The following is a 23,155-nucleotide window of genomic DNA, read 5'->3' as shown; positions in this document are numbered from 1 at the left end:
CTTGTTGACTATCAGTCTGACTCCACAAGCACCCACACGAATTGCTTGATTCAGTTGTTAAAGAGCGGTTGGTTAAGATCTTTCGTCTCAACCGAGGCGCGCATTCTACAGCAGCCTCTGTTGCTGTCAAGCGGTTATTTTTCGAAGTTTTCAAAGTTTCCTTTGCAACTTCAACCACTTGCGCTTGCGATCTCTCGTTAGCGGGAGGCGAATTCTACAGCGTTACTCGCTGCTGTCAACACCTCTTTTACACCGCTGTCGACCGAGAAGATCGAACCGTTAAAAGAGCCAAACCACCCCTGCTCTTTCAACTCCTTCTGGGCTTCGATGATCTGAAGCAACTCACTGTCGAAAACTTCGTAACTCATTGTTTACCAAGGAGTTTTCCGTTTCGACTGCGCCGGAAGTGGGGCGAATTATAGACTTCCAGAATCTGCCGTCAACCTTTAATTACGCTTTTCTATCAAACACTTGCTGGAGGCCGGAAAACAGCCCGTTTCCACTCTATATAGAAGAGCAAGGCGAATCTTTCTATATAGAGGGATTCGCGGCCCAATCAGCTGCCGTACACTTTCGCCGCCGGCACCGCCCGGGCCATCAATTGCTCTACCGCCTGACCCACCTCGCCCACCGCCCAACGCCCTTGCCTGTCCAGTTCCGGACCTCTACGCCAGCCGTCGGCAATCGACAACTTGCCGCCCTCGACTTCGAACATCTGCCCGTTCACCGCACTGGAGGCTTGCGAGCCGAGCCAGACCACCAGCGGCGCAACGTTTTCCGGAGCGAAGTAGTCGAAGCCCTCTTCAGGTTTTTTCATGGTATCGGCGAACACCTGCTCGGTCATTCCGGTGCGCGCGGCCGGGGCCAAGGCGTTGACGGTTATGCCATAGCGACCCAGCTCGGCCGCCTGCACCAGCGTCAACGTAGCGATACCAGCCTTGGCAGCGGCATAGTTGGATTGACCGATGGAGCCCTGCAAACCGGCCCCGGAACTGGTATTGATGATCCGCGCACTCAGCTGCGCACCTCCCTTGGCCTGTTCGCGCCAGTAACGTGCGGCGTGGCTGGCGATACAGAAGTGGCCTTTGAGGTGCACGGCCACCACTGCATCCCAGTCGGCTTCGGTGAGGCTGGCGAACATGCGGTCGCGACAGATGCCGGCGTTGTTGACCACCACGTCCAGGCCGCCGAAGGTTTCGATGGCGTGGCGCACGATCAACGCCGCATCGTCGTAGCGGGTGATGTCGTTGCTGTTGGCCACGGCGCTTCCACCGTGCGCGAAAATTTCGCCGACCACGGCCAGCGCCGCTTCACGATTGATATCGTTGACCACCACTTTAGCGCCCTCGGCGGCGAAGGCCAGCGCGTAGGCCCGACCCAGACCACCGCCGGCACCGGTGATGATCACTACGCGGTTCTCACAGATTTTCATGTTCCTGCTCCCTTCAAATACATCGCTTACAAGCGTTCGATAATCGTCACGTTGGCCTGGCCGCCACCTTCGCACATGGTCTGCAAGCCGAAGCGTCCCCCGCTGCGCTCCAGTTCATGCAACAACGTACACATCAACCGGGTGCCGGTGGCGCCCAGCGGATGGCCGAGGGCAATCGCGCCGCCGTTGACGTTGGTCTGTTCATGGGGATAACCGGTCTCTTTGAGCCAGGCCATCGCGACCGAGGCGAAGGCTTCGTTGATCTCCACCCGATCGATGTCTTCAAGCTTCATCCCGGCTCGCTTGAGTGCATAAGCGGTGGCCGGGATTGGAGCGGTGAGCATCCAGATCGGGTCTGCGGCGCGCACGCTGAGGTGGTGGATACGCGCGCGCGGTGTCAGTCCGTAGCGTTTGAGTGCTGTTTCAGAAACGATCAACATCGCGCTGGCCGCGTCGCAGGTCTGGCTGGACACTGCTGCGGTCACCCGGTCGCAGCCAAACAGAACGTCCAGTTCGGCCATTTTCGCCAGGCTGGTCTGGCGCGGCGTTTCGTCGTGCACGACTCCGGCCAGTGGCACGATTTCCCGGTTGAACCGCCCTTGCTCGATGGCCCGCAATGCCCGCTGATGGGACTCCAGTGAATAGGCTTCCAGCTGTTCTCGGGACAGCCCCCACTTCTCGGCAATCATCTGCGCCGAACGGAATTGAGTCGGCGGTTGTACGCCATAGCGCCGGACCCAACCTTCGGAGCCGCTGAACGGATCACTGAAGCCCAGCGGTTCGGCAGCGATCATGGCTGAGGAAATAGGAATCTGGGTCATGGTTTGCACGCCGCCGGCGACGACCACATCCTGGGTGCCGCTCATCACCGCTTGGGCGGCAAAGTGCACCGCTTGCTGGGACGAACCGCACTGGCGATCGATGGTGGTGCCGGGTACCGTCTCCGACAGGCCGGCGGCCAGCCAACTGGTTCGGGCAATGTCCCCGGCCAGCGGACCGATGGTGTCGACACAACCGAAGATCACGTCGTCGTAATCGTCATCGGGGATGTCGTTGCGCTCGACCAGCGCACGCAAGACGTGGGCGCCCAGATCGGCTGCGTGAATCTGGCTCAAACCACCCTTGCGCCGTCCGGTGGGCGTGCGCAGGGCGTCGACAATATAGGCTTCAGGCATGTTATCTCTCGAAAAAAGGTGGAACTCGTCAGAAGGTCTGGCCGGCACCTAACGCCGGTTTGCCGTTGAACAAGGCCGCGCGGATCCGCCCTTTGTGATGGCCGCGATCACCCCAGACTTTGTCCAGCGCCCAGGCGCGTTTCATGAACAAGTGCAGGTCGACTTCCCAGGTGTAACCCATGGCGCCATGGGCCTGAATGGTGTTTTTTGCGGCAAGCATCGCCGCTTCCGCCGTCGCCAGTTTGGCGTGGGACACCAGCACGTCTTGTCCCGGTTGCTGCTCGGCCAGAGCATAGGCAGCGCGATACAGCGGCCCTTTGGCGAACTCGATCTGCACCGCGACGTTGGCCATCAAATGCTTGACCGCCTGAAACGAACCCACCGGCTTGCCGAACTGTTTGCGTTCAAAGGTGTAATCCACCGCGAGGTCGACCATACGTTTGGCCAGCCCCAGCATTTGCGCGGCACAGCCCAGCGCCCCACGATTAAACGCGGCGGCCCACAAGCGCCGGCCCTGTTCGCCTGCGGCCACGCAGGTGGCGGACGTTGGCGTCCAGTCGACCTGAAACAGCTGACGACTGGGATCGACCGACACATTGCGGGTCAGGCGTACTGCGCCAGGTTCGACCGCATGCACCTCATCGCCATGAGCCAACAACAGCAAATCGGCGACATGAGCATCGCTGACCAGCGGGTTACCCGGTTCGGCAATCGCCAACCGTGCATGGCCTTCCGCGACGCGCGCCAGCCAGTGCTGTTTGAGCGCCGCGTGGCTTTCATCAAGGGCGGCGAGCAACGGCACGCCGATCAGCATCGTGTCCACCAGCGGCTCGGGCAGACCGGCATAACCACATTCCTGAGCAAGCAGAATGAAATCCAATTCATTCATGCCCATCCCGTCTTGCTCTTCGGGAACGGTCAGCGCGGTCAGGCCCAATTCCACCAATTGGGCCCAGAGCTGATCGCTGCGCCCGCTATCGCAAAGCCAGAGTTCGCGAATGCGCTCCGGGGTGACCTCGTTGATCAGAAAACTCCTGACGTTGTCCTGGAACAGCAACTGGTCGCGGCTGAAACTAAAGTCCATGGTCTATTCCTCAGGCACGCGGCATGCCGAGCATGCGTTCGGCAATGATGTTGCGCTGGATCTCGTTGGTGCCGGCGTAGATCGGTCCGGCCTGGGCAAACAGAAAACCTTCCAGCCAATGGCCGACATCGCCCGCAGCAGGTGCTTCGGGCAGCAGCTCGCCACGCAAGCCGAGAATGCTCATGGCGGTGTCGTGCATGCGCTGATCGAGTTCCGACCAGAAGATTTTGTTGGTCGAAGACTCCGGTCCGATCTTGCCGCCCTGCACCAGTTTCGAGGCGGTCATGTAGGTGCTCAGGGTGTAAGCCTCGGCGTCCAGCCAGGCGCGCATCACCGACTCGCCAATGGCCGGGTCACGATCAGCCTGCTCGCGGTTGGCCAGGTACAGCTGCACCAGTCGCCGAGCGGTTTCCTGAAAACGTGCGGGTGAACGCAACAGCAAACCACGTTCGAACCCGGCGGTGGACATCGCCACATGCCAACCCATACCCTCGCCGCCCAGCGCGTTTTCCACCGGAACCTTGACGTCGTCGAAGAAAATCTCGGCAAACCCCGGCAAGCCATTGAGCTGCGGAATCGGCCGTACGGTGATCCCCGGGCTGTCGAGCGGCAGCAGAATAAACGTCAGACCCTGATGGCGCTGCGAATGAGGGTCGGTGCGGAAAATGCCGAATACCCAGTCAGCCCACACGGCGCGAGTCGACCAGGTTTTCTGGCCGTTGATCACGTAATGGTCGCCCACCCGTTCGGCCTTCGAGCGGATCGCCGCCATGTCGGAACCCGCGCCCGGTTCGGACCAGGCCTGGGCCCAGATGTCTTCACCGGTGGCCATGCGTGGCAGAAAGCGCGCTTTCTGTTCCTCACTACCGTATTCCATCAGCGTCGGGCCGAGCAGGAAGATGCCGTTCTGGTTAACCCGTGCAGGCGCGCCAGAGCGGTAGTACTCCTCCTCGAAGATCAACCACTCGATCAAGTCGCAACCGCGCCCGCCGAGATCGATCGGCCAGGTGACCATGCCCCAGCGACCGTCGTTAAGCCGGTTTTCCCAGGCACGGTGCTCGGCAAAGCCTTGCTCGGTGTCGAACGATTGCAGCGGTTCACGGGGTACATTGGCCGTCAGCCAGGTCCGCGCCTCGGCGCGAAAGGCCTGCTGGGCCGGGGTGTATGTCAGGTCCATGAGAGTGCCTTCAGCCGTTGAAGTGGGCATCGCGCTTCTCGACGAACGAGTCGCGTGCTTCCTGTGAGTCCAGTGAGCGATAGGCCTCGAGCGTGAAGCCCTGCTCCCAGCGATATTTGTCTTCCAGATTGCCGTCTTCGATACCGCTCAGCGCTTCTTTGGCGAGGCTGATCATGGCCGGGCTCTTGGCGGCGATGGTGCGGGCGATCTGCAACGCGGCCTCACGCAAATCCTCGCGCTTGACCACACGCTCTACCGCCCCCAGGCGCCAGGCCTCGGCGGCATTGATCATCTCGCCGGTGAAGTACATGTGACGGACCTTCTGCACCGGGAACAACCGCTGCAAATGCGCGCCGCCGCCCATGGCACCGCGATCGACCTCGGGCACGCCGAAACTGGCGCACTCGGAGGCCACCAGAATGTCGGCCGCGCCGCAGATGCCGATGCCGCCGCCGAGGACGAAGCCGTGTACGGCAACGATCACCGGTTTCGGGTTGCGGTGGATCGCCTTGAAGCTGTCGTAGTTGCCTTTGTTCACCGCCACGATCAGGTTGCCATCGGCGGCCAGTTCCTTGATGTCGACCCCGGCGCAGAAGCCGCGACCTTCGGCGCGAATCACGATCACCCGCACGTTGGCGTCTCGACCGAGGCCTTCGATCTCGCTGGCGATATCGGCCCAGCCCTGACAATTGAAGGCGTTGACCGGTGGCTGGTTGAACACCAGTTCGGCAATGCCGTTATCGATACTGACGCTAAATGGTTTCATGCCTTTCCCCTTCACGACACACGGCGGCACAGCTCGCCCAGACGCGCTTCGGCGTCACGGACGATCTGTTCAATCAATTGGGCGCAGCTGGGCAAGCTGTCGATAGACGCGGCGATCTGGCCGGCGGGCAGTACACCTTCGGCGGGTAACCCATCGACCATGGCTTTCTTAATCACCATCGGCGCGTTGGCGGCCATGATGCTTTGGGCGGCCGTCAGCTCACCGCTGCCGCGCATTTTCAAAACACTGCCGAGCAGTTGCGTCAGGCTCATGCCACTGTGGCGGCGGTACGCCAGGCCACTCTGGAAGGCCAACAACAAGCGTTTGAGACCACCACTGGCTTCAAGCTGGTTGAGCAATTCGTTGCGAATCATCCGTTGCGGCATACCGTCGATGGCGCGACTGATGATGATCGCCGCCGGGTCCTTGACCGCGAGGTAACGCGACAGGGTCGCCTGCGGCACCGGACTGTCGGCGCACATCAGAAAGCGCGTGCCCATGGCAATGCCTTCGGCGCCGTAGGCCAGGGCCGAGACCAGACCTTTACCATCCTTGAAACCACCGGCGGCCACCACGGGCACCGAGACTGCGTTGACGACTTGATCGAGCAGTAGCGAAGTCGGCACCGAGCCCGTATGCCCACCGCCCTCGCCGCCCTGTACGGTGACCGCATCGGCGCCCATTTCCACGGCTTTCTGCGCGTGCTTGAGCGCTCCAACGGTGGGGATGCACACCACGCCGGCATCCTTCAGACGGCTGATCATTTGCTTACCGGGCGAGCGGCTGTAGCTGACCGCCCTGACGTTGTGGCGCAGCACCAGCTCGACGATCTCTGCGGCGTTGGCCTGGTACATATGAAAATTGACGCCGAAAGGCTGATCGGTCAGACGCCGGGTTTCGAGGATCGCTGCCTCCATCCGCTGAGGCTCAATGGTCGCCCCGGCGAGAAAGCCGAAGCCGCCGGCATTGCCCGTGGCCGCCACCAGTTTCGGGTCGGCGACCCAGCCCATCGCGGTCTGGATGATCGGATAGCGACAGCCAAGTAATTCGGTTAGGCGGGTATTCAAAGAGATCGCCATGCTCACGCCCCGCCCGAGGTGCGTTGCGAACGGGCCATGGCCTTGGCGTCATATCCGCCGAGTCGGTCACCCGACACCAGTTCATTGTGGGCGTGGGCGAAGTGGTGCAGGCCGAAGACCATGTCCATGGTCGCGCGCTTGCCCATCAGGTCTTCGGCGTTGTTGACTGCCTGCTTGCTCAATTGCAGACCGAGGCGCGGCATCTGCGCAATGCGCCCGGCGATGTCGAGGGTTTGCTGTTCCAGTTCATCTCGGGGCACTACCCGGTTGAGCATGCCCATTTGATAGGCGCGTGCCGCCGGCATGCGCTCGCCGAGGAACAGAAACTCCTTGGCGATGCGCGGGTTCAGCTCATGCACATGGGCGAAGTACTCGACCCCGGGAATGCCCATTCGCACCACCGGATCCGCGAAGTAAGAATCCTCACTGGCGACGATCAGGTCGCACACCCAGGCCAGCATCAGCCCCCCCGCGATGCACGCCCCCTGGACCATGGCGATGGTTGGCTTGGGCATTTCGCGCCAGCGGCGGCACATGCCCAGATAGACTTCCTGCTCCCGGGCGTAGAGAAACTCGCCGCCCGGTTTGTTGGTGTGGTCGTACCAAAGGCTCGCGCGGTCGAACGTCTGATCGACGTCGCGACCCGGCGTACCGATGTCATGCCCCGCGGAGAAGTGCTTGCCGGCACCACGCAGCACGATGACTTTCACCTCATCGTCATCGCAGGCCCGGCGAAACGCCGCGTCAAGCGCGTAGGTCATCTGCGAGTTCTGCGCGTTGTGGTATTCGGGGCGATTCATGGTGACCAGGGCCACCGCGCCGCGCACCTCGTAAAGCACCACGTCGGCCTCGTTCTTGTCGTTATGTTCAGCCATCACTTTTCTCCGAAACGGGGGCGCTCAGCGTTGGCCTGGCGGGTTGTCTTTGAGCTGGCTGGCACGCAGGTTGTGCGGGTCCAGGCGCTGGATCAGCTGCAATTGCTCGACGGTCGGGGCAGCCGTGGTCGGGCAGTCTTGCGGCACATGCAGGGCAAACCCGGTGTTGTCCTGAACCTCGGCCACCGTCACGCCGGGGTGCAGCGAGCGAATGCGCATTTGCCGGAGCGGGCCCAGGAAATCCAGCACGCAGAGGTCAGTGATGATCCGGCGGATATCGATGTCGTCCAGCGACCAGCCGCGCGCCAGACGCGCCGGGTTGTAGCCGACCGAGGCGACCATATCGACCTCGCCTTCGACGAACACCCGACGGTTGTGGCTGGGTACGCAAAAAGAGTTGGCGTGGCTGATGGAGTTGCCGGGAAAACCGCGCACGCCGAGCATTTGCGCCTTGGGTTTGGCGTAATCGCCAATGCACGAAATGTTCGCCTGGCCGAAGCGGTCAATCTGGGTCGGGCCGACCAGCGCATGGCGCTTGCCGCCCCACACGTTGTCGAAAATCCGCGAGAAACCCATCCAGCTGTCGCGCTTGGGTTGATAGCCGTTGCGCGCGCCCAACGGCACCGGTTCGGCGACCATGTAGGCTTCGGAGTCGGTCATCAACAACTGCGGATTGCTGCTGAGCATGGCCAGTGACGCGGCAAGGCGCGGGATCACACCGATGCCGCTGGCCAGGACCTCACCATCGTCGCGCCAGGCTTCGGAAGCGGCGCAGATCATCAATTCGGCGAGGCTGTAAGTGGTAGTGCTCATCGCAAGGCTCCCTTAAAAAATCGGCAACGGCAGTTGGCGGATCGCAGCCAGGCCGCCGACCTTGTCCAGGTACTGTTCGTGAGTGCAGTCGACGTAGTCGCGGACATAGTCCTGCCAGCCATCGACGGCTTGGACCGAAGCGTTGTAAGCCTTGAAGTGCGCCACGTCGAAACCGTACAGCGGCGCGCAGGAAGACGGATGCGCACCGCCCGGCACGTGGGCCACGGCGGTGGTCAGGTTGCGTTCCCAGAACACCTGATTCGCATGCCCGGCATCGGCGTGAAAATGTTCGCTGTCCACCAGTTCGTCGCAGGTCACGTAGCTGTGAGTCGCGGCACGTACGAACAGGTCGTCCATGTAGTGATCGGGGCCGCTGATCTGGCAGACACCGCGCGCATCGGCACGGTCGACGTGGATCAGCGCCGCATCGAGTTTGAGCGCCGGCATCGCGACCCAGTCCTTGCCATCGGCATAGGGCGAGGCAATCAGCTTGATCTGCCGGTTGTGGCGCAGCACGTCGGTGCCCAGACCAACTGCCGTCGGAATAAACGGCACATTCATCGCTGCGGCCCGCAGACCGAGCAGGAGCATGCCTTCGTCGATTTCCATCACCTCCAGCGCCGCCTCTTGGCGTGCCTTGCGGAAGTACGGCTCCAGTGGAATGAAATCCAGGGAAACGAAGGCGAACACCAGTTTCCTGATCTTGCCGGCCGCGCAGAGCATGCCGACATCGGCACCGCCGTAGGCGACCACGGTGAGGTCCTTGAGGTCGGAGCGCAAAATCTCCCGCACCAACGCCATGGGTTTGCGCCGCGGCCCCCAGCCACCGATGCCGATGGTCATGCCGTCACGCAGTTGGCCGACCATCTCGGCCGTGGTCATTCGCTTGTCCATCGTCATCTTCCTCATTGGCGCCCGACACTGAAGTCGTGGCCCCAGTGGCTGACCACTGTGCTTTCAAAAGGTGTGTGGCGATCCCAATCGACCACCAGGCCATCGCAGCCGTATTCCAGGTCAAACCCGGACGGCGTCTTGATGTAGAACGAGATCATCTGATCGTTGGTGTGCTGGCCCAGGGTGGCCGACAGCTTCACGCCGTTGGCGTGCACGCGATCAAGGGCGCGACCGACTTCGTCCAGCGCGTTGACCTCGACCATCATGTGCACGCAGCCGTGGGGCATCGGGCACTCGAAGATCGCCAGCGAGTGATGCCGACCGTTATTGCAGTGCAGGAAGTGGATGCGCTTTTGCGGCTCGGCCGGGTCCGGAGTGAAGCGGACTTTCATCAGGTCGGACAGCCCGAAACCGAGCACTTGCTCGTAGAAATCCCGGCAACGCTCGAAGCTCGGCGCCGGCAGTACCACGTGGCCCATGCCCAATTCGTTGGTGACGAAACCCTTGACCCCGACCGGCGAGACGAAGCGTGCGAAGTCCTTCAGAGGTCCCCAGAACAGTTCGTGACGGTTACCATCCGGGTCGCTGAAGTGCACCAGTTCCTGGACCTTGCGAACCTCGGCCTGGGCCACGGTGCCGCGGGTAACTTGCACATCGGCTTGTTCCAGAACGCTGACGGCGTGTTCGAGTGCCGCTTTGCCAGACACTTCCCAGCCGCACGCACCGAAGCCGTTCTCAGTGCTTTTCTCCACCAGAATGCGGTAATGACGCTCGTCTATTTTCAGGTACAGCCGCTCATCGTCATCGCTGCCGGCCACCATCATGCCCAGCACCTGGCTTGCGTACTGGCGCCATTGCGCCAGGTCGCTGGATAACAGGGTGACGTAACCCAGACCACGGATATCCATGGATGCACTCCTCGTTCTTTTTCTAAGGCCCCGCCGCACTCGGCGGCTGCCGGGGGAGACTTTATGCAGGGCTATTCAAGCGGGTTTGCGCGGGGGCAACATCGTCCAATGGGACTAGCGGAAATGACGGTGTGAGCGCATAAAAAAACTGTGGGAGCGAGCTTGCTCGCGATGGGGCCATACCAGTCAACATTGATGTTGAATGTAAGACCGCCTTCGCGAGCAAGCTCGCTCCCACAGGGGTGATGGGGTGTTCAGATGCTTGAGTGGCGGGTTTTAAGCCTTACGGAAATGCGGAATCACCTTCTCGCCAATGTTGCGCAGGGTCTCCAGTTGCGCCCACTGCGGCACGGTGCCCATCTGGCAGATGAACAGGATTTCGTCGGCACCCGCATCGATCAACCGTTGCACGTAACCGATGCAATCCTCGACGGTGCCGTAGGCGTGGTTGGGGTTCATCATCGCCATGGTCGGGTCGGAGAAATCGACGCTGACTTCTTCCGAGGCGAAGCGCGACTTGATCACGCTCTGGCCGTTGCCATCGATGAAGGTGTCGTCCTTCCACTTCTCCGGGTCCGGGCGCTCGCCACCGCCGTACCAGTAGCCCAACGATTCCATAAAGTAGCGCTGGCCACGGATGCCGATGCGGCGCGCCTCTTCGTTGTTTTCCAACACGATCGCCGGGCACAGGGCTGCGATGTGCCGGTTGGGACGGAAGCCCACCTGTTTCTTCTCATCGCGGTTGTCCCAGGCTTCATGGTAGACCTCGACTTTCTTGGCGATTTCTTCCGGGCCACCGAAGCCCAGCACCAGGGCGCCCATGCCGCGTCCGCCGGCGTTTTTCAGCGACTCGGTGTTGGTGCAGGCCAGGTACATCGGCGGGTGCGGGTCTTGATAAGGCTTGGGATGGATCGGCCGCTTGGGGATCTGTACGAAGTCGCCGTTGTGTTCGATTTCGTCCTGCACGAACATTTTCGGGATCAGGTACATCATTTCGTCGATCTGCGGCTGCAACGTGGCCAGGTCGTAACCGAAGGTGCCGGCCTCCTGCTGGGTGCCACCCTTGCCGACGCCAAAATGCACCCGGCCTTTGGACAACAGGTCGAGGGTGGCGATGCGTTCCGCGACTTTCACCGGGTGGTTCATCGCCGGTGGCAGGCAGACCACGCCGTGGCCGATGCCGATGCGTTCGGTCTTGCCGGCGACGAAGGCCAGCATGGTTTCCGGCGCGGACATGTGCGAGTAGTTGCTCAGCGCCGTGTGCTCTACGCACCAGAAGGTGTCGAAGCCGAGCTTGTCGGCCAGCACAGCCTGCTCAACGGTATCTTCGAAAATCTTGCGGTCGCCTTCACGGCTGGAGTCCACCGTCTGGGCTTCGTAAATCAGTGAAAATTTCATGGTTGATCCTTGTGTTTATTGGATGCGCAGTCGGCGCCAGAGACCTGTGCCTTGCCCCCATGCTCGGGCATCGGCGGGGCGCTCGAATCACGCAAACGGACTAGCTGACTGAAAGGTAAAAGTCAGAGAAAAAAGTCGTTGCTGTCCTGGCCCATGCTGACCCCGCCGAGATTCCAGGCGTACTTGGCCGGGTTGTTCGCGACGTGGGCGCGGCCGGTGTGAATGTCGCGGAATGCCCGGTTGATCGTGTGGCTGCGGAAGATGGTCGAGGCGCCGCTGTTGAACATCAGGTCGGCAACCGCTTTGGCGCACTTGTCGGCCACCAGCGCCGAGTCGTAACGCATCTTCACCCGCTCGGGCATGCTCAATGGCTCTGCGCTTTGGGCCCGCTGCATCATCAGAGCGAAGTTGCGCAGCAGGACGGTTTTGCACTCGTCAACGCAGACCATGGCGTTGGCCAGCGAGGATTGCGCAGCTGGGTCCTGGACCATTTTGCGACCGTCGTTGACCCCGACCCGCGTGCGGTTGTGCTCGACAAACTGATCCACCGCCCCCTGCAGGGCACCAATGGCCGAGGACGACACCGCCCGCACAAAAATCTGCCCGAATGGCAGGCGGAACAGCGGCGCGGTGTTCACTGCGTTACCCGGACTGTCCTGCATGAAACCGTCGAACGCCCGATGAGTGCGGTACTCCGGAACGAAGGCGTTCTCCACCAGGATGTCGTGGGAGCCGGTGGCTTCCAGGCCCATGACATTCCAGTTATCGAGAATCTGGTAGTCGCTGCGCGGCACCAGGAAAGTCCGGTAATCCGGCGCCCCGCCCGCCTCCTCCGGTGGCACCAACGCCCCCAGGAACACCCAGTCGCAGTGCTTGCTGCCGGAAGAAAACCCCCAGCGCCCGCTCAGTTTGAAACCACCCTCGACCCGCTCGACCTTGCCCACCGGCATATAGGAAGAAGAGATCAACACACTGGAGTCGGCGCCCCAGACATCCTGTGCCGCACGGTCATCGAACAGCGCCAGTTGCCAGTTATGGATCGCCACCACCCCCAGCACCCAGGCCGAGGACATGCAGCCTTCGGCGAGGGTCATCTGCACCTCGAAGAAGTCCTTGGGTTCGAGTTCATAGCCTTCCCAGCGCGATGGCTGAAGGATGCGAAAGAACCCGGCGTCGTGGAAATCCTTCAGCGTTTCTTCAGGCAGCTGGCCGGCTTGCGCGGCGTTCAGGGCGCGTTCACGCAAGATCGGCACCAGCTCGCGGGCACGTTGGCTCAGACGCTGGCGAATCAGGTCTTGGTTGAGCATTTTTATTGTTCTCCTCTGTTCACCCCATCCGCCGGGGCGCGCGTGCAGCGGGGCGGATGCAGCACCGGTGGTGCTCGCCTCCACAGCGGCATTCAAGCAATGCGTGGGGCGGTGGGCATCCCTCAAACGGACCATGTGGCGTTTGAAGAAAAGCGAAGGATGAAAGCGAAGATCAAAAGATCGCAGCCTGCGGCAGCTCCTACAGGGGACTGCGTACAGCCGTAAGAGATTGGTCGGCAGATAAGCCGTCATCGTCGGAACGCCGCCCGGAGCAAGCTCGCTCCCACAGGGGATCGGTGTCGCCTTTCGCCTTTCGCTTCTCACCACTCAACAGGCCGAGCGTTAGCTCGCCTGCAGCTCTTGATCTTGATCCACCCGCCCCTTCGGGAGGCTGAGTGGAGGTGTTCATCTGGGGGGCAGGCGCGAAGCGCCGTTCGACGAAGTCGAACACATCGAGAGGAGGTTGAAGCGAAGCCAACCGGAGGCGATGCCCCCAGATGGACACCGGAGCGAAGGAACGCCGAGCCTAAGCGAGGGGCCGGACGCTCGGGGCGAGACCTTTGCTTCCTTTGGGGCGTTTGCCAAAGGGAGTTGCCGTAAGGGCGAAACCGTCAGCCGCCACAACCGAAGAAATGGATATGTACTCGATCAACAAGAGCCTGGTCGGCCCGAAGGCCGCCAAGGCCTAGTCCCCTCGGACGATGTTACGGCGGGGCGTCAGAGCAAGAATCCATCGCACTCCATGCACAACGAAAGGGCTAGTGCGATGAACGACATCAATTTGAAAGCCGACATGCTCCAGGCCATGCGCCGCCTGGCCAAGTCAGTCACCATAATCAGCACCAGTAACGGCTCCGAGCGCTTCGCCATGGCCGCCACGGCAGTCGACTCCCTCAGCACCGAACCACCATCGCTCCTCATCTGCATCAACAAAACCGCCTCCCCCCATGCCGCACTGGCGACCGGCGCAGACTTCTGCGTCAACATCCTCGGCGTCGAACAACAAGACCTCGCCCACCTGTGCAGCGGCGCAATCAAAGGCGAAGCACGATTCGACCGAGGCAACTGGCTGACCAGTGCCGGCGGCATTCCCTATCTGGGAGACGCCCAATCGGCAATCCTCTGCCGGCAAGACGGCCACTTCAGCTACGGCACTCACACCGTATTCATCGGGCGCATCCTGCAAATCCACACCAGCGAAGCGATCACCCCGCTGGTCTACCTCGACGGCACCTACACCACCACCGCCAAACCCGTCCCCTCCTTCGCTGTCGCCGGCTGAGGCCTGAAAAATGGACAGCCTGAACGGGTTGACGGCGTTGCGAGTGAGCAGCGCCGACCAGCTGAACTGGGATGATCGCTGCGACTTGCTGGTGGTCGGTTTCGGCGGCGCCGGCGCCTGTGCCGCCATCGAAGCCGCCAGTCGCGGATTGACGGTGCTGGCGCTGGACCGCTTTGAAGGTGGCGGCGCCACCGCGCTCAGTGGCGGAGTGGTGTATGCCGGTGGCGGCACGCCGTATCAGCGCCAGGCTGGCTATGAAGACAGCAGCGAAGCGATGTTCAACTACCTGCGCCAGGAAGTCGGCGAAGCCGTCAGGAGTCAGACGCTGCGTAGTTTCTGCGAAGGCAGTGCCGAACAACTGGCGTGGCTTGAGCGTCAGGGTGTCGCGTTCGAATCCAGCGTACCGCCGCATAAAACTTCGTACCCGAGCGACCAGTACTACCTTTATTACTCCGGCAACGAAGCCGTACCGGCCTATGCCGCCATTGCCAAACCGGCACCTCGCGGTCACCGCACCAAAGGCCCCGGAATGTCCGGCGCCAGCCTGTTCGCCCCGCTCAAGGCCAGCGCCTTGCGTCACGGTGCGCGCCTGCGCAGCCAGTGCGAAGTGCGACGGCTGGTGCTCGACACCAGCGATCACGTATTGGGGGTCGAAGCCTGGCACCTGCCGCCCGGTAGTCGCGCAGCCCGTCAACATACCCGGCTTTCGCGCTGGGCCAGCGCCATCCACATGTACGTCCCGGCATTGGCCGACCGTTTGCGCGCTCGCTTGCGACGCATCGAACAAACCAGTGCCGAACGCCAGCTGATTCGCGCCGAACAGGGTGTGTTGCTGAGCAGCGGCGGTTTTATCTTCAATCGCGGGTGGGTCCGCCAGCATGCGCCGCAGTATCTGGCCGGTTTGCCGCTGGGGACCACAGGCTGTAACGGCAGCGGAATCGCCCTGGGCCAGAGTGCCGGTGGCAGCGTGGCGCGGATGGACAAGGTCAGCGCCTGGCGTTTTATCAATCCACCACTGGCCTGGGCCCGAGGGTTGATCGTCAATGCTCGGGGTCAGCGTTACGCCAACGAAGAAATCTACGGTGCGACCCTCGGCCACGCGATGGTCGAAGAGCAGGACGGTCGCGCGATTCTGATTCTCAACCGGGCGCTGGTGCGCGAGGCATTGCGTCAGGTCGGGCCGGGTAAAGTCTGGCAATTCCAGCGCCTGCCGGTGCTGCTCAATTTGCTGTTTAACGCCCGGCACAGCAACAGCTTGACGAGGCTGGCCAAGCGTTGCGGATTGCCCGTCGAGGCCCTGCGACAGAGCGTGGAAACCTATAGCCGCGCCGCGCGGGGCGAAATCGTTGATACGTTCGGCAAGTCGCAAGCCATGCTCGCCGATATGGACCAGGGGCCGTGGTACGCCCTCGATCTGTCCTTCGCCAGCCGCCTGTTTCCCTGCCCGGTCATCACCCTTGGCGGGCTGAAAGTCTGCGAGCACAGCGGTCAGGTGCTGGACCACGCAGGTCAGCCGATCCGTGGTCTGTACAGCGCCGGCCGCAATGCAGTCGGGATCGCTTCCAACCTTTATGTCTCCGGCCTGTCGCTGGCCGATTGCATCTATTCCGGTCGCCGGGCCGCTGCCCATCTGGCCGATCAAGTCGCACTTCAAACCACATGCTCAGGAGAACAACAATGCAACGTGTAGAAGGCAAAGTCTGCATCATCACCGGCGCCGCCAGCGGCATCGGTCGCGAAGACGCCCTGCTGCTGGCCCGGGAAGGCGCCAAAGTCGTGCTGACCGATCTCAACGAAGAAGCCGGACGCCAGGTCGCCGCAGAAATCGGCAGCAATGCGCTGTTCATTCGCCATGACATCGCCAGCGAAAGCGATTGGCAACACGTGATCAAAACCACCCTGGAACACTTCGGGCGCCTCGACGTACTGGTGAACAACGCTGCGATTCTGGCCTTGGGCAGCATCGAAGACACCACGCTGGAACTGTGGCAGAAGGTGCAGAAAATCAATGGAGACGGTTACTTTCTCGGCTGCAAATACGCGATCCAGGCCATGAAGGAAACCGGCGGTGGCTCGATCATCAATATGTCGTCGGTGGCGGCGCTGGGTGCGATGCCGATGTTCTGTGCCTACTCGGCGTCCAAAGGCGCGGTGACGGCAATGACTCGATCGATTGCCTTGCACTGCAAGCAACAGGGTTATCGCATTCGCTGCAACAGCGTGCACCCGGATGGCGTCAACACGCCGATGACCCAGGCCTTGACCGGCGGCCAGCCGATCCCTCAGGAAGCCCTCGACCAAGACCCGATGAATCGTATGTGCGCCCCTCGGGACATTGCCAATGTGGTGCTGTTCCTCGCCACTGACGAGTCACGTTTCGTCAACGGTGCCGAGATCCGCGTCGACAACGCCCAATTGATCAGCGGGCTCTGAGGCCGAGGTGAACATGGGCACGCAACAGCAGAACCTGACACCGGCCGAATCAGCGACGGGAAGCTACTCATTGCAAGTGTGCGCGGTGATCGACGAGACCTTTGATGCGCGCTCGCTGGTGCTGGATATACCGCCAACCTTGCGTGAGCGCTTTCGTTACAAACCGGGCCAGTTCCTGACCTTTCGCGTGCCTTGCGCCGGCAAGCTGTTGACCCGCTGTTACTCCATGGCCAGCTCGCCACTGTCGGATGCACGGCCCAAGGTCACGGTGAAACGGGTCGAGGGCGGCCGGGTGTCGAACTGGATGAACGAAGTCCAGGTCGGTGACTGGCTGGAGGTGTTGCCGCCGGCGGGGCATTTCTGCCTGAACGAGGAGCAATCAGTTGATAGACCGCTGGTGCTGTTCGGTGGAGGATCGGGCATCACTCCGGTGTTTTCCATACTCAAATCGACGCTGCGCAGCAGCCGGCGGCCAATCAAGTTGATCTACGCCAACCGTGATGAAGCCTCGGTGATTTTCAAGGATGAGTTGTGTCAGTTGATCAAGGCGCATCCTGATCAACTGCACGTGGTGCACGTCCTCGACTCGGTTCAGGGTTTCCTGACCGACGCCCAGGTGCGTCATCTGCTGCGCGGTTCGGCTTGTGGTGACTACTTTATCTGCGGACCGGGGCCGTTCATGGACACTGTGGAGCGGACGTTGCTGGGACTGGGCGAAGCCGCCGAATGCATCCATGTCGAACGCTTTGTCTCACCTCCGGATCCCGACGAACTACTCGCTGAAGCAACCCTGGCTCGGGCCGCGGCCCTCGGATCGCAGTGCGAGGCGCTGATTGTCGAGCTCGATGGTCAGCAACACGAAATCGCTTGTCGTCCTGGCGACACCCTGCTGCAAAGTTGCAAGGCCGCTGGCCTCGACGTGCCTTCATCCTGTGAAGAAGGGTTTTGCGGAGCTTGCATGTGCGTGGTCGCGGAAGGCGAAATCCAGCTCGCGCGCAACGATGTGCTCAGCGCCAAGGAGCTGGCCGAGGGCTGGACGCTGGCGTGCCAGAGCCGTCCGACCGGTGCCCGGGTGCGGCTGAAATTCCCTGACTGAGTACGCGCTCCCCTGTAGGAGCTGTCGAGTGCAACGAGGCTGCGATCTTTTGGTTTTTCAAAGGCAAGATCAAAAGATCGCAGCCTCGTTGCACTCCACAGCTCCTACAGGGGGGTTCGAGAGCCAGAGCATTCCCCAATTGAGACGCTCTGTCGCCATAGTCTCAACGGACGATCACCTTGGTCGGGTCTGCGGTTAGACTCGGCCACAGCATTAGCCCACAACAATAAAAGAGGTGCAGTTATGGCTCGTTTGCAGAACAAGGTCGCGGTGGTTACCGGCGGCGCTTCAGGGATCGGTCTGGCCTGTGTGCGCCGCTTCGCCGCTGAAGGCGCGCAAGTGGTCGGGCTGGACATCGGCACCGCACCGGCGGATTTCCCTGGCCTGTTCATGACCCTCGATGTGCGCGATGAAGCGCAGGTCCAGCAGGTCATGCAAGAAGTCATCGGCCACTTCGGGCGCATCGACGTGCTGGTCAACGCAGCCGGCGTTGCCGATCAGGGCAGCGTGACCCAGACCACCACCGCCAACTGGCAACGGGTGATGGACATCAACCTGACGGGCAGCATGCTCACCAGCAAATACGCGCTGGAATCGATGGTGTCCCAACGTAGCGGTTCGATCATCAATGTCGGCTCGATCTTCGGCCTGCAAGGCTGCGACGGCAACGTTGCTTATAACGTCTCCAAGGGCGGCATCAACCAGCTGACCCGCTCGATGGCCATTGATTACGGCTACGCCAATGTCCGCGTCAACGGCTTGTGCCCCGGCCTGATCGAAACGCCGATGACCAGCATGGTCCGCGAGCAGGAAGCCTTCCACGCCTTCTTCGCCTCGCAGCACATGCTCAACCGCTCCGGGCAACCGGAAGAAGTGGCCAACGTCGCGCTGTTCCTGGCGTCAGACGAAGCGTCCTTTGTCAGCGGCCAGATGATCGCCGTGGACGGTGGTTTCTCCGCCGGTCGCCGCTTCGCCCCGCCCGCCCAGTAATTCGCTATCCGGCCGGGCGCCCTGCCCGGCCCACTCCCTTTTTCGCCACTGTCTTCTAACCGGGGAGGCCCCATGCCGCCTGTCGCAACCGCACTGACCATCGCTCAACTGTTCGCCAACGCTGCCCAGGCCTACGGCGACCGCCCGGCCATCGAGGATGACGGGCGCTCGATCAGCTACCGGGAACTCGATCAACTGCGCCGCCAAGCCGCCCGCGCGCTACTGGCACTGGACGTTCAAGCCGGGGATCGGGTGGCGATCTGGGCGCCTAATATGTGGGAATGGATCGTGGCCGCCGGTGCGCTACAAAGTGTCGGCGCAGCACTGGTGCCACTCAACACCCGCATGAAGGGCAGCGAGGCTGGTTACATCCTTCGCGAAAGCGGTGCCTGCGTGCTGTTTGCCATCGGTGAATTTCTGGGTGCCGATTACCCGCGCATGCTGGCGTCTGAAGCACTGCCGGCGCTACGGCAGATCGTCACCTTGCGCGACGGTGGTTCGGGCACCCTGAACTGGGATGACTTCCTCAACCTGGGCGCAGACGTTTCGCAATTGTCCCTGCGAACCCGCGAACAAAGCTTTGGCCCGCAAGCGCTGTCCGACCTGCTGTTCACCTCGGGCACCACCGGCAAGCCCAAAGGCGTGATGACCAACCATGGACAAAACCTGCGGGTGGTGCGCGACTGGAGCGAGGTGGTGGGTTTGCGTGAGGGCGATCGCTACCTGATCGTCAATCCGTTCTTCCATTCCTTCGGATACAAGGCCGGTTGGCTGGCGGCGCTGATGCGCGGCTGCACCATCGTGCCGCAGCAGGTGTTCGATGTGCAGGCGGTGCTTGAATGCGTCGAGCGCGAACGGATCACCGTGCTGCCCGGCCCGCCGACGCTCTATCAGTCATTGCTTGCCCATCCGCAACGCAGCGAATTTGACCTGACGTCATTGCGGGTAGCGGTGACGGGTGCCGCGGCGATTCCGGTGGAGATGATCCGGCGTATGCGCGACGAACTGGGCTTTGCCACCATCGTCACCGCCTACGGTCTTACCGAAGTCTGTGGTTTTGCGACGATCTGCCGTCCTGGTGATTCGCCGGAATTGGTGGCCAACACTAGCGGCCGGGCCATGCCCGGTGTGGAAATTCGCTGCGTTGGCAACACCGGCCGCAGCCAGCCGGCCGACGTTCCCGGCGAGGTTCAGGTGCGCGGCTACAACCTGATGCAGGGTTATTTCAATGATCCGCAGGCCAGCCGGGAAGTCCTCGATGCCGACGGCTGGTTGCACACCGGGGACATCGGCGTGCTCGACGAACAGGGTTACCTGCGCATCACCGACCGCCTCAAAGACATGTTCATCACTGGAGGTTTCAATGTGTACCCGGCGGAGATCGAACACTGTTTGCTGACCTACCCCGGCGTGGCCCAGGTCGCGGTGATCGGCATCCCCGATGAACGTCTTGGTGAAGTGGCAATGGCGTTCCTGCTGCCAGCTCCGGGCATAGAAATCGAGCAGGCCCGATTCCTCGCCTGGTGCCGCGAGCAGATGGCCAACTACAAAGTCCCGCGCCGGGTGCGGGTGCTTGAGAGCATGCCGCTCAACGCAGCGGGCAAAGTGACCAAGAATGTGTTGCGTGAGTGGGCTTTGCAGCCAGTCAATTAAACGCACCCCCTGTGGGAGCGAGCTTGCTCGCGATGAGGTCAACACATCCAACATTGATGTCGGCTGATACTCCGCTATCGCGAGCAAGCTCGCTCCCACAGGGTTTTGTGTTTGACCTGCCGAATGTGGACTAGATCACCCGTGCCGGATGCTGCTGGCGCGGGTCGCCGAGCATGGCGCGGTGGGAAGGTGGCTGGCGGCCGCCGGCTTCGCAGATGCCGTAACCGGCGGCGATTTCGGCGGTGATTAATGTCTGCCCGGAGAACGTCATCAACTGCGGGTCATTGAGCAATGCGTGAATCACCCGGCCATTGAATTGCGGGGTTTCGGCATCTGCCAGAAAGGCCTTGTATTGCTCGCCATGTTGCTCGCCGGCTATCCGGGTGCGTTCGGTCAATTGCGGGCCGAGCCATAGCGATAACGCCGCCACGCCTCGCCCCTCGAAGTCGATGGCCATGTCGGCCGCCAACTTGTCGCAACCCGCTTTTTGCGCGCCATATGCAGGACCATGCATGTAACACCCGGCACCGAATGACGAGGTGAAACAGATCAGCCCTCGACCGCTGCGCAGCAACAACGGCGCGGCGTGATAACTGGCGATATAAGCCGAACGCAGACCAACGTCGAGGATCCGCACCAGGTCCAGCGGCTTCTCCCAGAAAGGTCCCGGTTCAATCAACTGGTCATGAATAAACGCGGCATTGTTCACCAGCAAATCCAGTTGCCCACATTCTTTTTCAACCCGGGCGAACAGTGCCTGGACCTGCGCATCATCGGCATGATCGCAGACCACCGCGATCCCCCGCCCACCTGCCGCAGTAATCGCGGCAGCCGTGTCCTTGAGTGAGCCGCGCAATGCATGCCCATACAAATTCGATCCACCCTGCTCCGGCGCACGTCCGGTGACGAACACCGTCATGCCCGCAGCGCCAAGGGCCAGGGCGATGCCCTGACCGACCCCGCGACTGGCGCCGGTCACCACCGCGACTTGTTTAAGTGGCTGATTCATTCGACGCTCCTGAACAGGCTTTTGGCCGAGTTGGTCTCGCTCTGACACTTGATGTGATTGGCCGCCACGTAACCGAAGGTCATTGCCGGGCCGATGGTCGAACCGGCACCCGGGTACGTGCGCCCCATCATCGAAGCGGCGCTGTTGCCGATGGCATACAAACCGTTGATGGGTTGCCCGTCCTCATGCAACACGCGGGCGTGAACATCGGTCAGCAAACCACCCTTGGTGCCGATATCCCCGGCATCAATGCGCACGGCGTAGAACGGACCTTTGAGCAACGGCGCCAGGCAAGGATTGGGCTGCACATTCGGATCACCGTAGTAGCGATCGAACAACGATTCACCTTTATGGAAATCAGCATCGACACCCTGCACAGCCATGCCGTTGAAACGCTGCACCGTACGGACCAGACCGGCACCGTCGACGCCGATTTTTTCTGCCAGCGCCTGCAAACTCGCAGCCTTGTAAAAGTACTCGCGCAGATGCTCGGGCAGCTGCCAATCGGGCTGCGCGTAGCCTGGTAGTAACGCGCCGCAGGGGTACTTGCGGCGGAATTCGGCGTCGAACACCATCCAGCACGGCACACTCACCGCGCCTTCGCGATTGTTGGCGTACATCGCGTAAACGATATCGGTATAGGGCGCGGCTTCGTTGACGAAGCGTTCGCCGGCAGAGTTGACCAGCACGCAGCCAGGCAAGGTCCGTTCGACGAACAGCGCGCGCTGTTTTTCCTCACCCTGGACATGAGTGGTCGGCGCCCACCAGCTATGGTCCATCAGCGCAGTGCGAGCACCGATTGCCTGACCGGCGCGAATGCCGTCACCGGTATTGTGCGGCGGTGTGGCACTCCAGGTGGCCTGGGTCGGCTGTGGCAGATACTGCGTACGCATCGCCTGATTACGCTCGAAACCACCGGCCGCGATGATCACGCCGTAGCGTGCCTTGACGTTGAGTAATTGCCCGTCGCGACAGACGCGAGCGCCGCCAACCCGATCACCAACGAGCAGCAGTTCTTCCAGTGCACAGTTCAGCCAAAGGGACTTGCCGCGATCCTGCAACGAACAGCGCAAGGCGCCGATCAATGCATTGCCAAGGGTCAGGAAACGGTCGCGGCGTGACAGCCGCCGCCCCTCGCGGTCACGCCAGTAACGCCACATCACCCGCAGCGTCAGTCGCAACCAGCCAGGGCCACGACACAGCAGAACCTGCGCCTCTTTCATGGTCATCGCCATGCGTCCCATCATCAGTGTTCCGGGGGATGGCGCACGCATGCGCAGAAATTCCTCACCCAGTTCGGCGGCGTCAAACGGTTGCGGGTCCATGGAGCGGTAGCCCGGTTTTCCGCCTTCGACTTCCGGGTAGTAATCGGCATAGCGAGGCTGCGCCTCGAAACGCACGCGGGTCTGTTGCTCAAGGTATTCGACCATCTCGCGACCGTGTTCGACATAGGCTTCGATACGTCCGTCATCGATCTCGCCATGGGTCACCGCACGGATATAGGCAATCGCTTCTTCCGCTGAATCACTGCCGCCCAGGGCTTTGATCCGATGGTTGTCAGGTATCCAGATGCCGCCGCCGGACACCGCCGAGGTGCCGCCGTATTCGGTGCTCTTCTCGATCAATAGCGCATTGAGCCCCAGATCGTGGGCACGCAGCGCCGCAGTCATTCCCCCCGCTCCGGAGCCAATCACCAGTACATCGCAGCACTCATCCCATTTGATCCCGGCAGCTTTCATGCGATCACCCTTGCTCAGCGCCCATCAGGCAAAAACCGCCGCCGC

At 61.7% G+C, this 23,155-nt stretch carries 21 protein-coding genes; 6 read left to right on the top strand and 15 right to left on the bottom strand.

The genetic code is table 11. The features are described 5' to 3' along the window. Window positions 1-197: 197 nt before the first annotated feature. From CUN63_RS31745 to CUN63_RS24350, 13 genes are all read right to left on the bottom strand, one after another. A complete protein-coding gene (locus tag CUN63_RS31745) occupies window positions 198-368 on the bottom strand; it encodes a hypothetical protein (protein ID WP_165353278.1) in 171 nt (56 codons plus the stop codon). A 188-nt stretch (window positions 369-556) separates the two neighbouring features. After that, entirely contained in the window at window positions 557-1,432 is an 876-nt protein-coding gene (locus CUN63_RS24405) for an SDR family oxidoreductase (protein ID WP_129443192.1), read from the bottom strand. 26 nt (window positions 1,433-1,458) lie between these two features. Beyond that, window positions 1,459-2,607, bottom strand: coding sequence for an acetyl-CoA C-acetyltransferase (locus CUN63_RS24400; RefSeq protein WP_129443190.1), 1,149 nt, complete (start codon window positions 2,605-2,607; stop codon window positions 1,459-1,461). Between the two features lie 28 nt (window positions 2,608-2,635). Continuing rightward, complete coding sequence (locus CUN63_RS24395) at window positions 2,636-3,691, bottom strand: acyl-CoA dehydrogenase family protein (protein WP_129443188.1); 1,056 nt, start codon at window positions 3,689-3,691, stop codon at window positions 2,636-2,638. A 10-nt stretch (window positions 3,692-3,701) separates the two neighbouring features. After that, window positions 3,702-4,868, bottom strand: coding sequence for an acyl-CoA dehydrogenase family protein (locus tag CUN63_RS24390; protein ID WP_129443186.1), 1,167 nt, complete (start codon window positions 4,866-4,868; stop codon window positions 3,702-3,704). A 10-nt stretch (window positions 4,869-4,878) separates the two neighbouring features. Next, window positions 4,879-5,634: an enoyl-CoA hydratase family protein gene (locus tag CUN63_RS24385; protein WP_129443184.1), complete on the bottom strand. Its 756-nt coding sequence runs from the start codon at window positions 5,632-5,634 to the stop codon at window positions 4,879-4,881. 11 nt (window positions 5,635-5,645) lie between these two features. Next, window positions 5,646-6,713 carry a nitronate monooxygenase family protein gene (locus tag CUN63_RS24380; protein WP_129443183.1) on the bottom strand — a complete coding sequence of 356 codons (1,068 nt, stop codon included), beginning with the start codon at window positions 6,711-6,713 and terminating at the stop codon, window positions 5,646-5,648. Window positions 6,714-6,715: 2 nt separating this feature from the next. Beyond that, a complete protein-coding gene (locus CUN63_RS24375) occupies window positions 6,716-7,588 on the bottom strand; it encodes an enoyl-CoA hydratase (RefSeq protein WP_129443181.1) in 873 nt (290 codons plus the stop codon). 24 nt (window positions 7,589-7,612) lie between these two features. Next, window positions 7,613-8,401: a CoA-transferase subunit beta gene (locus CUN63_RS24370; protein WP_129443179.1), complete on the bottom strand. Its 789-nt coding sequence runs from the start codon at window positions 8,399-8,401 to the stop codon at window positions 7,613-7,615. 12 nt (window positions 8,402-8,413) lie between these two features. Next, window positions 8,414-9,295, bottom strand: a complete 882-nt coding sequence (locus CUN63_RS24365; RefSeq protein WP_129443177.1) for a CoA transferase subunit A — start codon at window positions 9,293-9,295, stop codon at window positions 8,414-8,416. Window positions 9,296-9,306: 11 nt separating this feature from the next. Then, window positions 9,307-10,203, bottom strand: coding sequence for a VOC family protein (locus CUN63_RS24360; protein ID WP_129443175.1), 897 nt, complete (start codon window positions 10,201-10,203; stop codon window positions 9,307-9,309). 276 nt (window positions 10,204-10,479) lie between these two features. After that, window positions 10,480-11,601, bottom strand: coding sequence for an LLM class flavin-dependent oxidoreductase (locus CUN63_RS24355; RefSeq protein WP_129443173.1), 1,122 nt, complete (start codon window positions 11,599-11,601; stop codon window positions 10,480-10,482). Between the two features lie 122 nt (window positions 11,602-11,723). Further along, window positions 11,724-12,908, bottom strand: a complete 1,185-nt coding sequence (locus CUN63_RS24350) for a flavin-dependent monooxygenase (protein ID WP_129443171.1) — start codon at window positions 12,906-12,908, stop codon at window positions 11,724-11,726. Window positions 12,909-13,674: 766 nt separating this feature from the next. On the opposite strand from CUN63_RS24350, the gene CUN63_RS24345 reads away from it, so the two are divergent. The 6 genes from CUN63_RS24345 to CUN63_RS24320 all read left to right on the top strand — a co-directional run bounded on the left by CUN63_RS24345 (window position 13,675) and on the right by CUN63_RS24320 (window position 20,362). Further along, window positions 13,675-14,190 (top strand): flavin reductase family protein, encoded by a 516-nt coding sequence (locus tag CUN63_RS24345; RefSeq protein WP_046049829.1) that lies wholly within the window; start codon window positions 13,675-13,677, stop codon window positions 14,188-14,190. A gap of 10 nt (window positions 14,191-14,200) precedes the next feature. Then, a complete protein-coding gene (locus tag CUN63_RS24340; protein WP_129443169.1) occupies window positions 14,201-15,880 on the top strand; it encodes an FAD-binding protein in 1,680 nt (559 codons plus the stop codon). Beyond that, window positions 15,868-16,623 (top strand): glucose 1-dehydrogenase, encoded by a 756-nt coding sequence (locus tag CUN63_RS24335; protein WP_129443167.1) that lies wholly within the window; start codon window positions 15,868-15,870, stop codon window positions 16,621-16,623. The genes CUN63_RS24340 and CUN63_RS24335 overlap by 13 nt, the downstream gene beginning before the upstream one ends. A gap of 13 nt (window positions 16,624-16,636) precedes the next feature. Beyond that, window positions 16,637-17,719 carry a ferredoxin--NADP reductase gene (locus tag CUN63_RS24330; RefSeq protein ID WP_129443165.1) on the top strand — a complete coding sequence of 361 codons (1,083 nt, stop codon included), beginning with the start codon at window positions 16,637-16,639 and terminating at the stop codon, window positions 17,717-17,719. A 243-nt stretch (window positions 17,720-17,962) separates the two neighbouring features. Further along, window positions 17,963-18,709, top strand: coding sequence for an SDR family NAD(P)-dependent oxidoreductase (locus CUN63_RS24325; protein ID WP_129443163.1), 747 nt, complete (start codon window positions 17,963-17,965; stop codon window positions 18,707-18,709). 72 nt (window positions 18,710-18,781) lie between these two features. After that, a complete protein-coding gene (locus CUN63_RS24320; protein ID WP_129443161.1) occupies window positions 18,782-20,362 on the top strand; it encodes a FadD3 family acyl-CoA ligase in 1,581 nt (526 codons plus the stop codon). A gap of 130 nt (window positions 20,363-20,492) precedes the next feature. Here CUN63_RS24320 and CUN63_RS24315 read toward each other — a convergent pair whose 3' ends face one another. Further along, window positions 20,493-21,371 (bottom strand): SDR family NAD(P)-dependent oxidoreductase, encoded by an 879-nt coding sequence (locus CUN63_RS24315; protein ID WP_129443159.1) that lies wholly within the window; start codon window positions 21,369-21,371, stop codon window positions 20,493-20,495. Beyond that, on the bottom strand, window positions 21,368-23,110 hold the full coding sequence (locus CUN63_RS24310) for an FAD-dependent oxidoreductase (RefSeq protein ID WP_129443157.1): 1,743 nt from the start codon (window positions 23,108-23,110) through the stop codon (window positions 21,368-21,370). The genes CUN63_RS24315 and CUN63_RS24310 overlap by 4 nt, the downstream gene beginning before the upstream one ends. Window positions 23,111-23,155: the final 45 nt, after the last annotated feature.

Source organism: Pseudomonas sp. ACM7 (assembly GCF_004136015.1).
GTDB lineage: Bacteria > Pseudomonadota > Gammaproteobacteria > Pseudomonadales > Pseudomonadaceae > Aquipseudomonas > Aquipseudomonas frigoris.
Note: the sequence above shows the minus strand (reverse complement) of the source record. Positions and strands in the feature narration are given on the sequence as shown.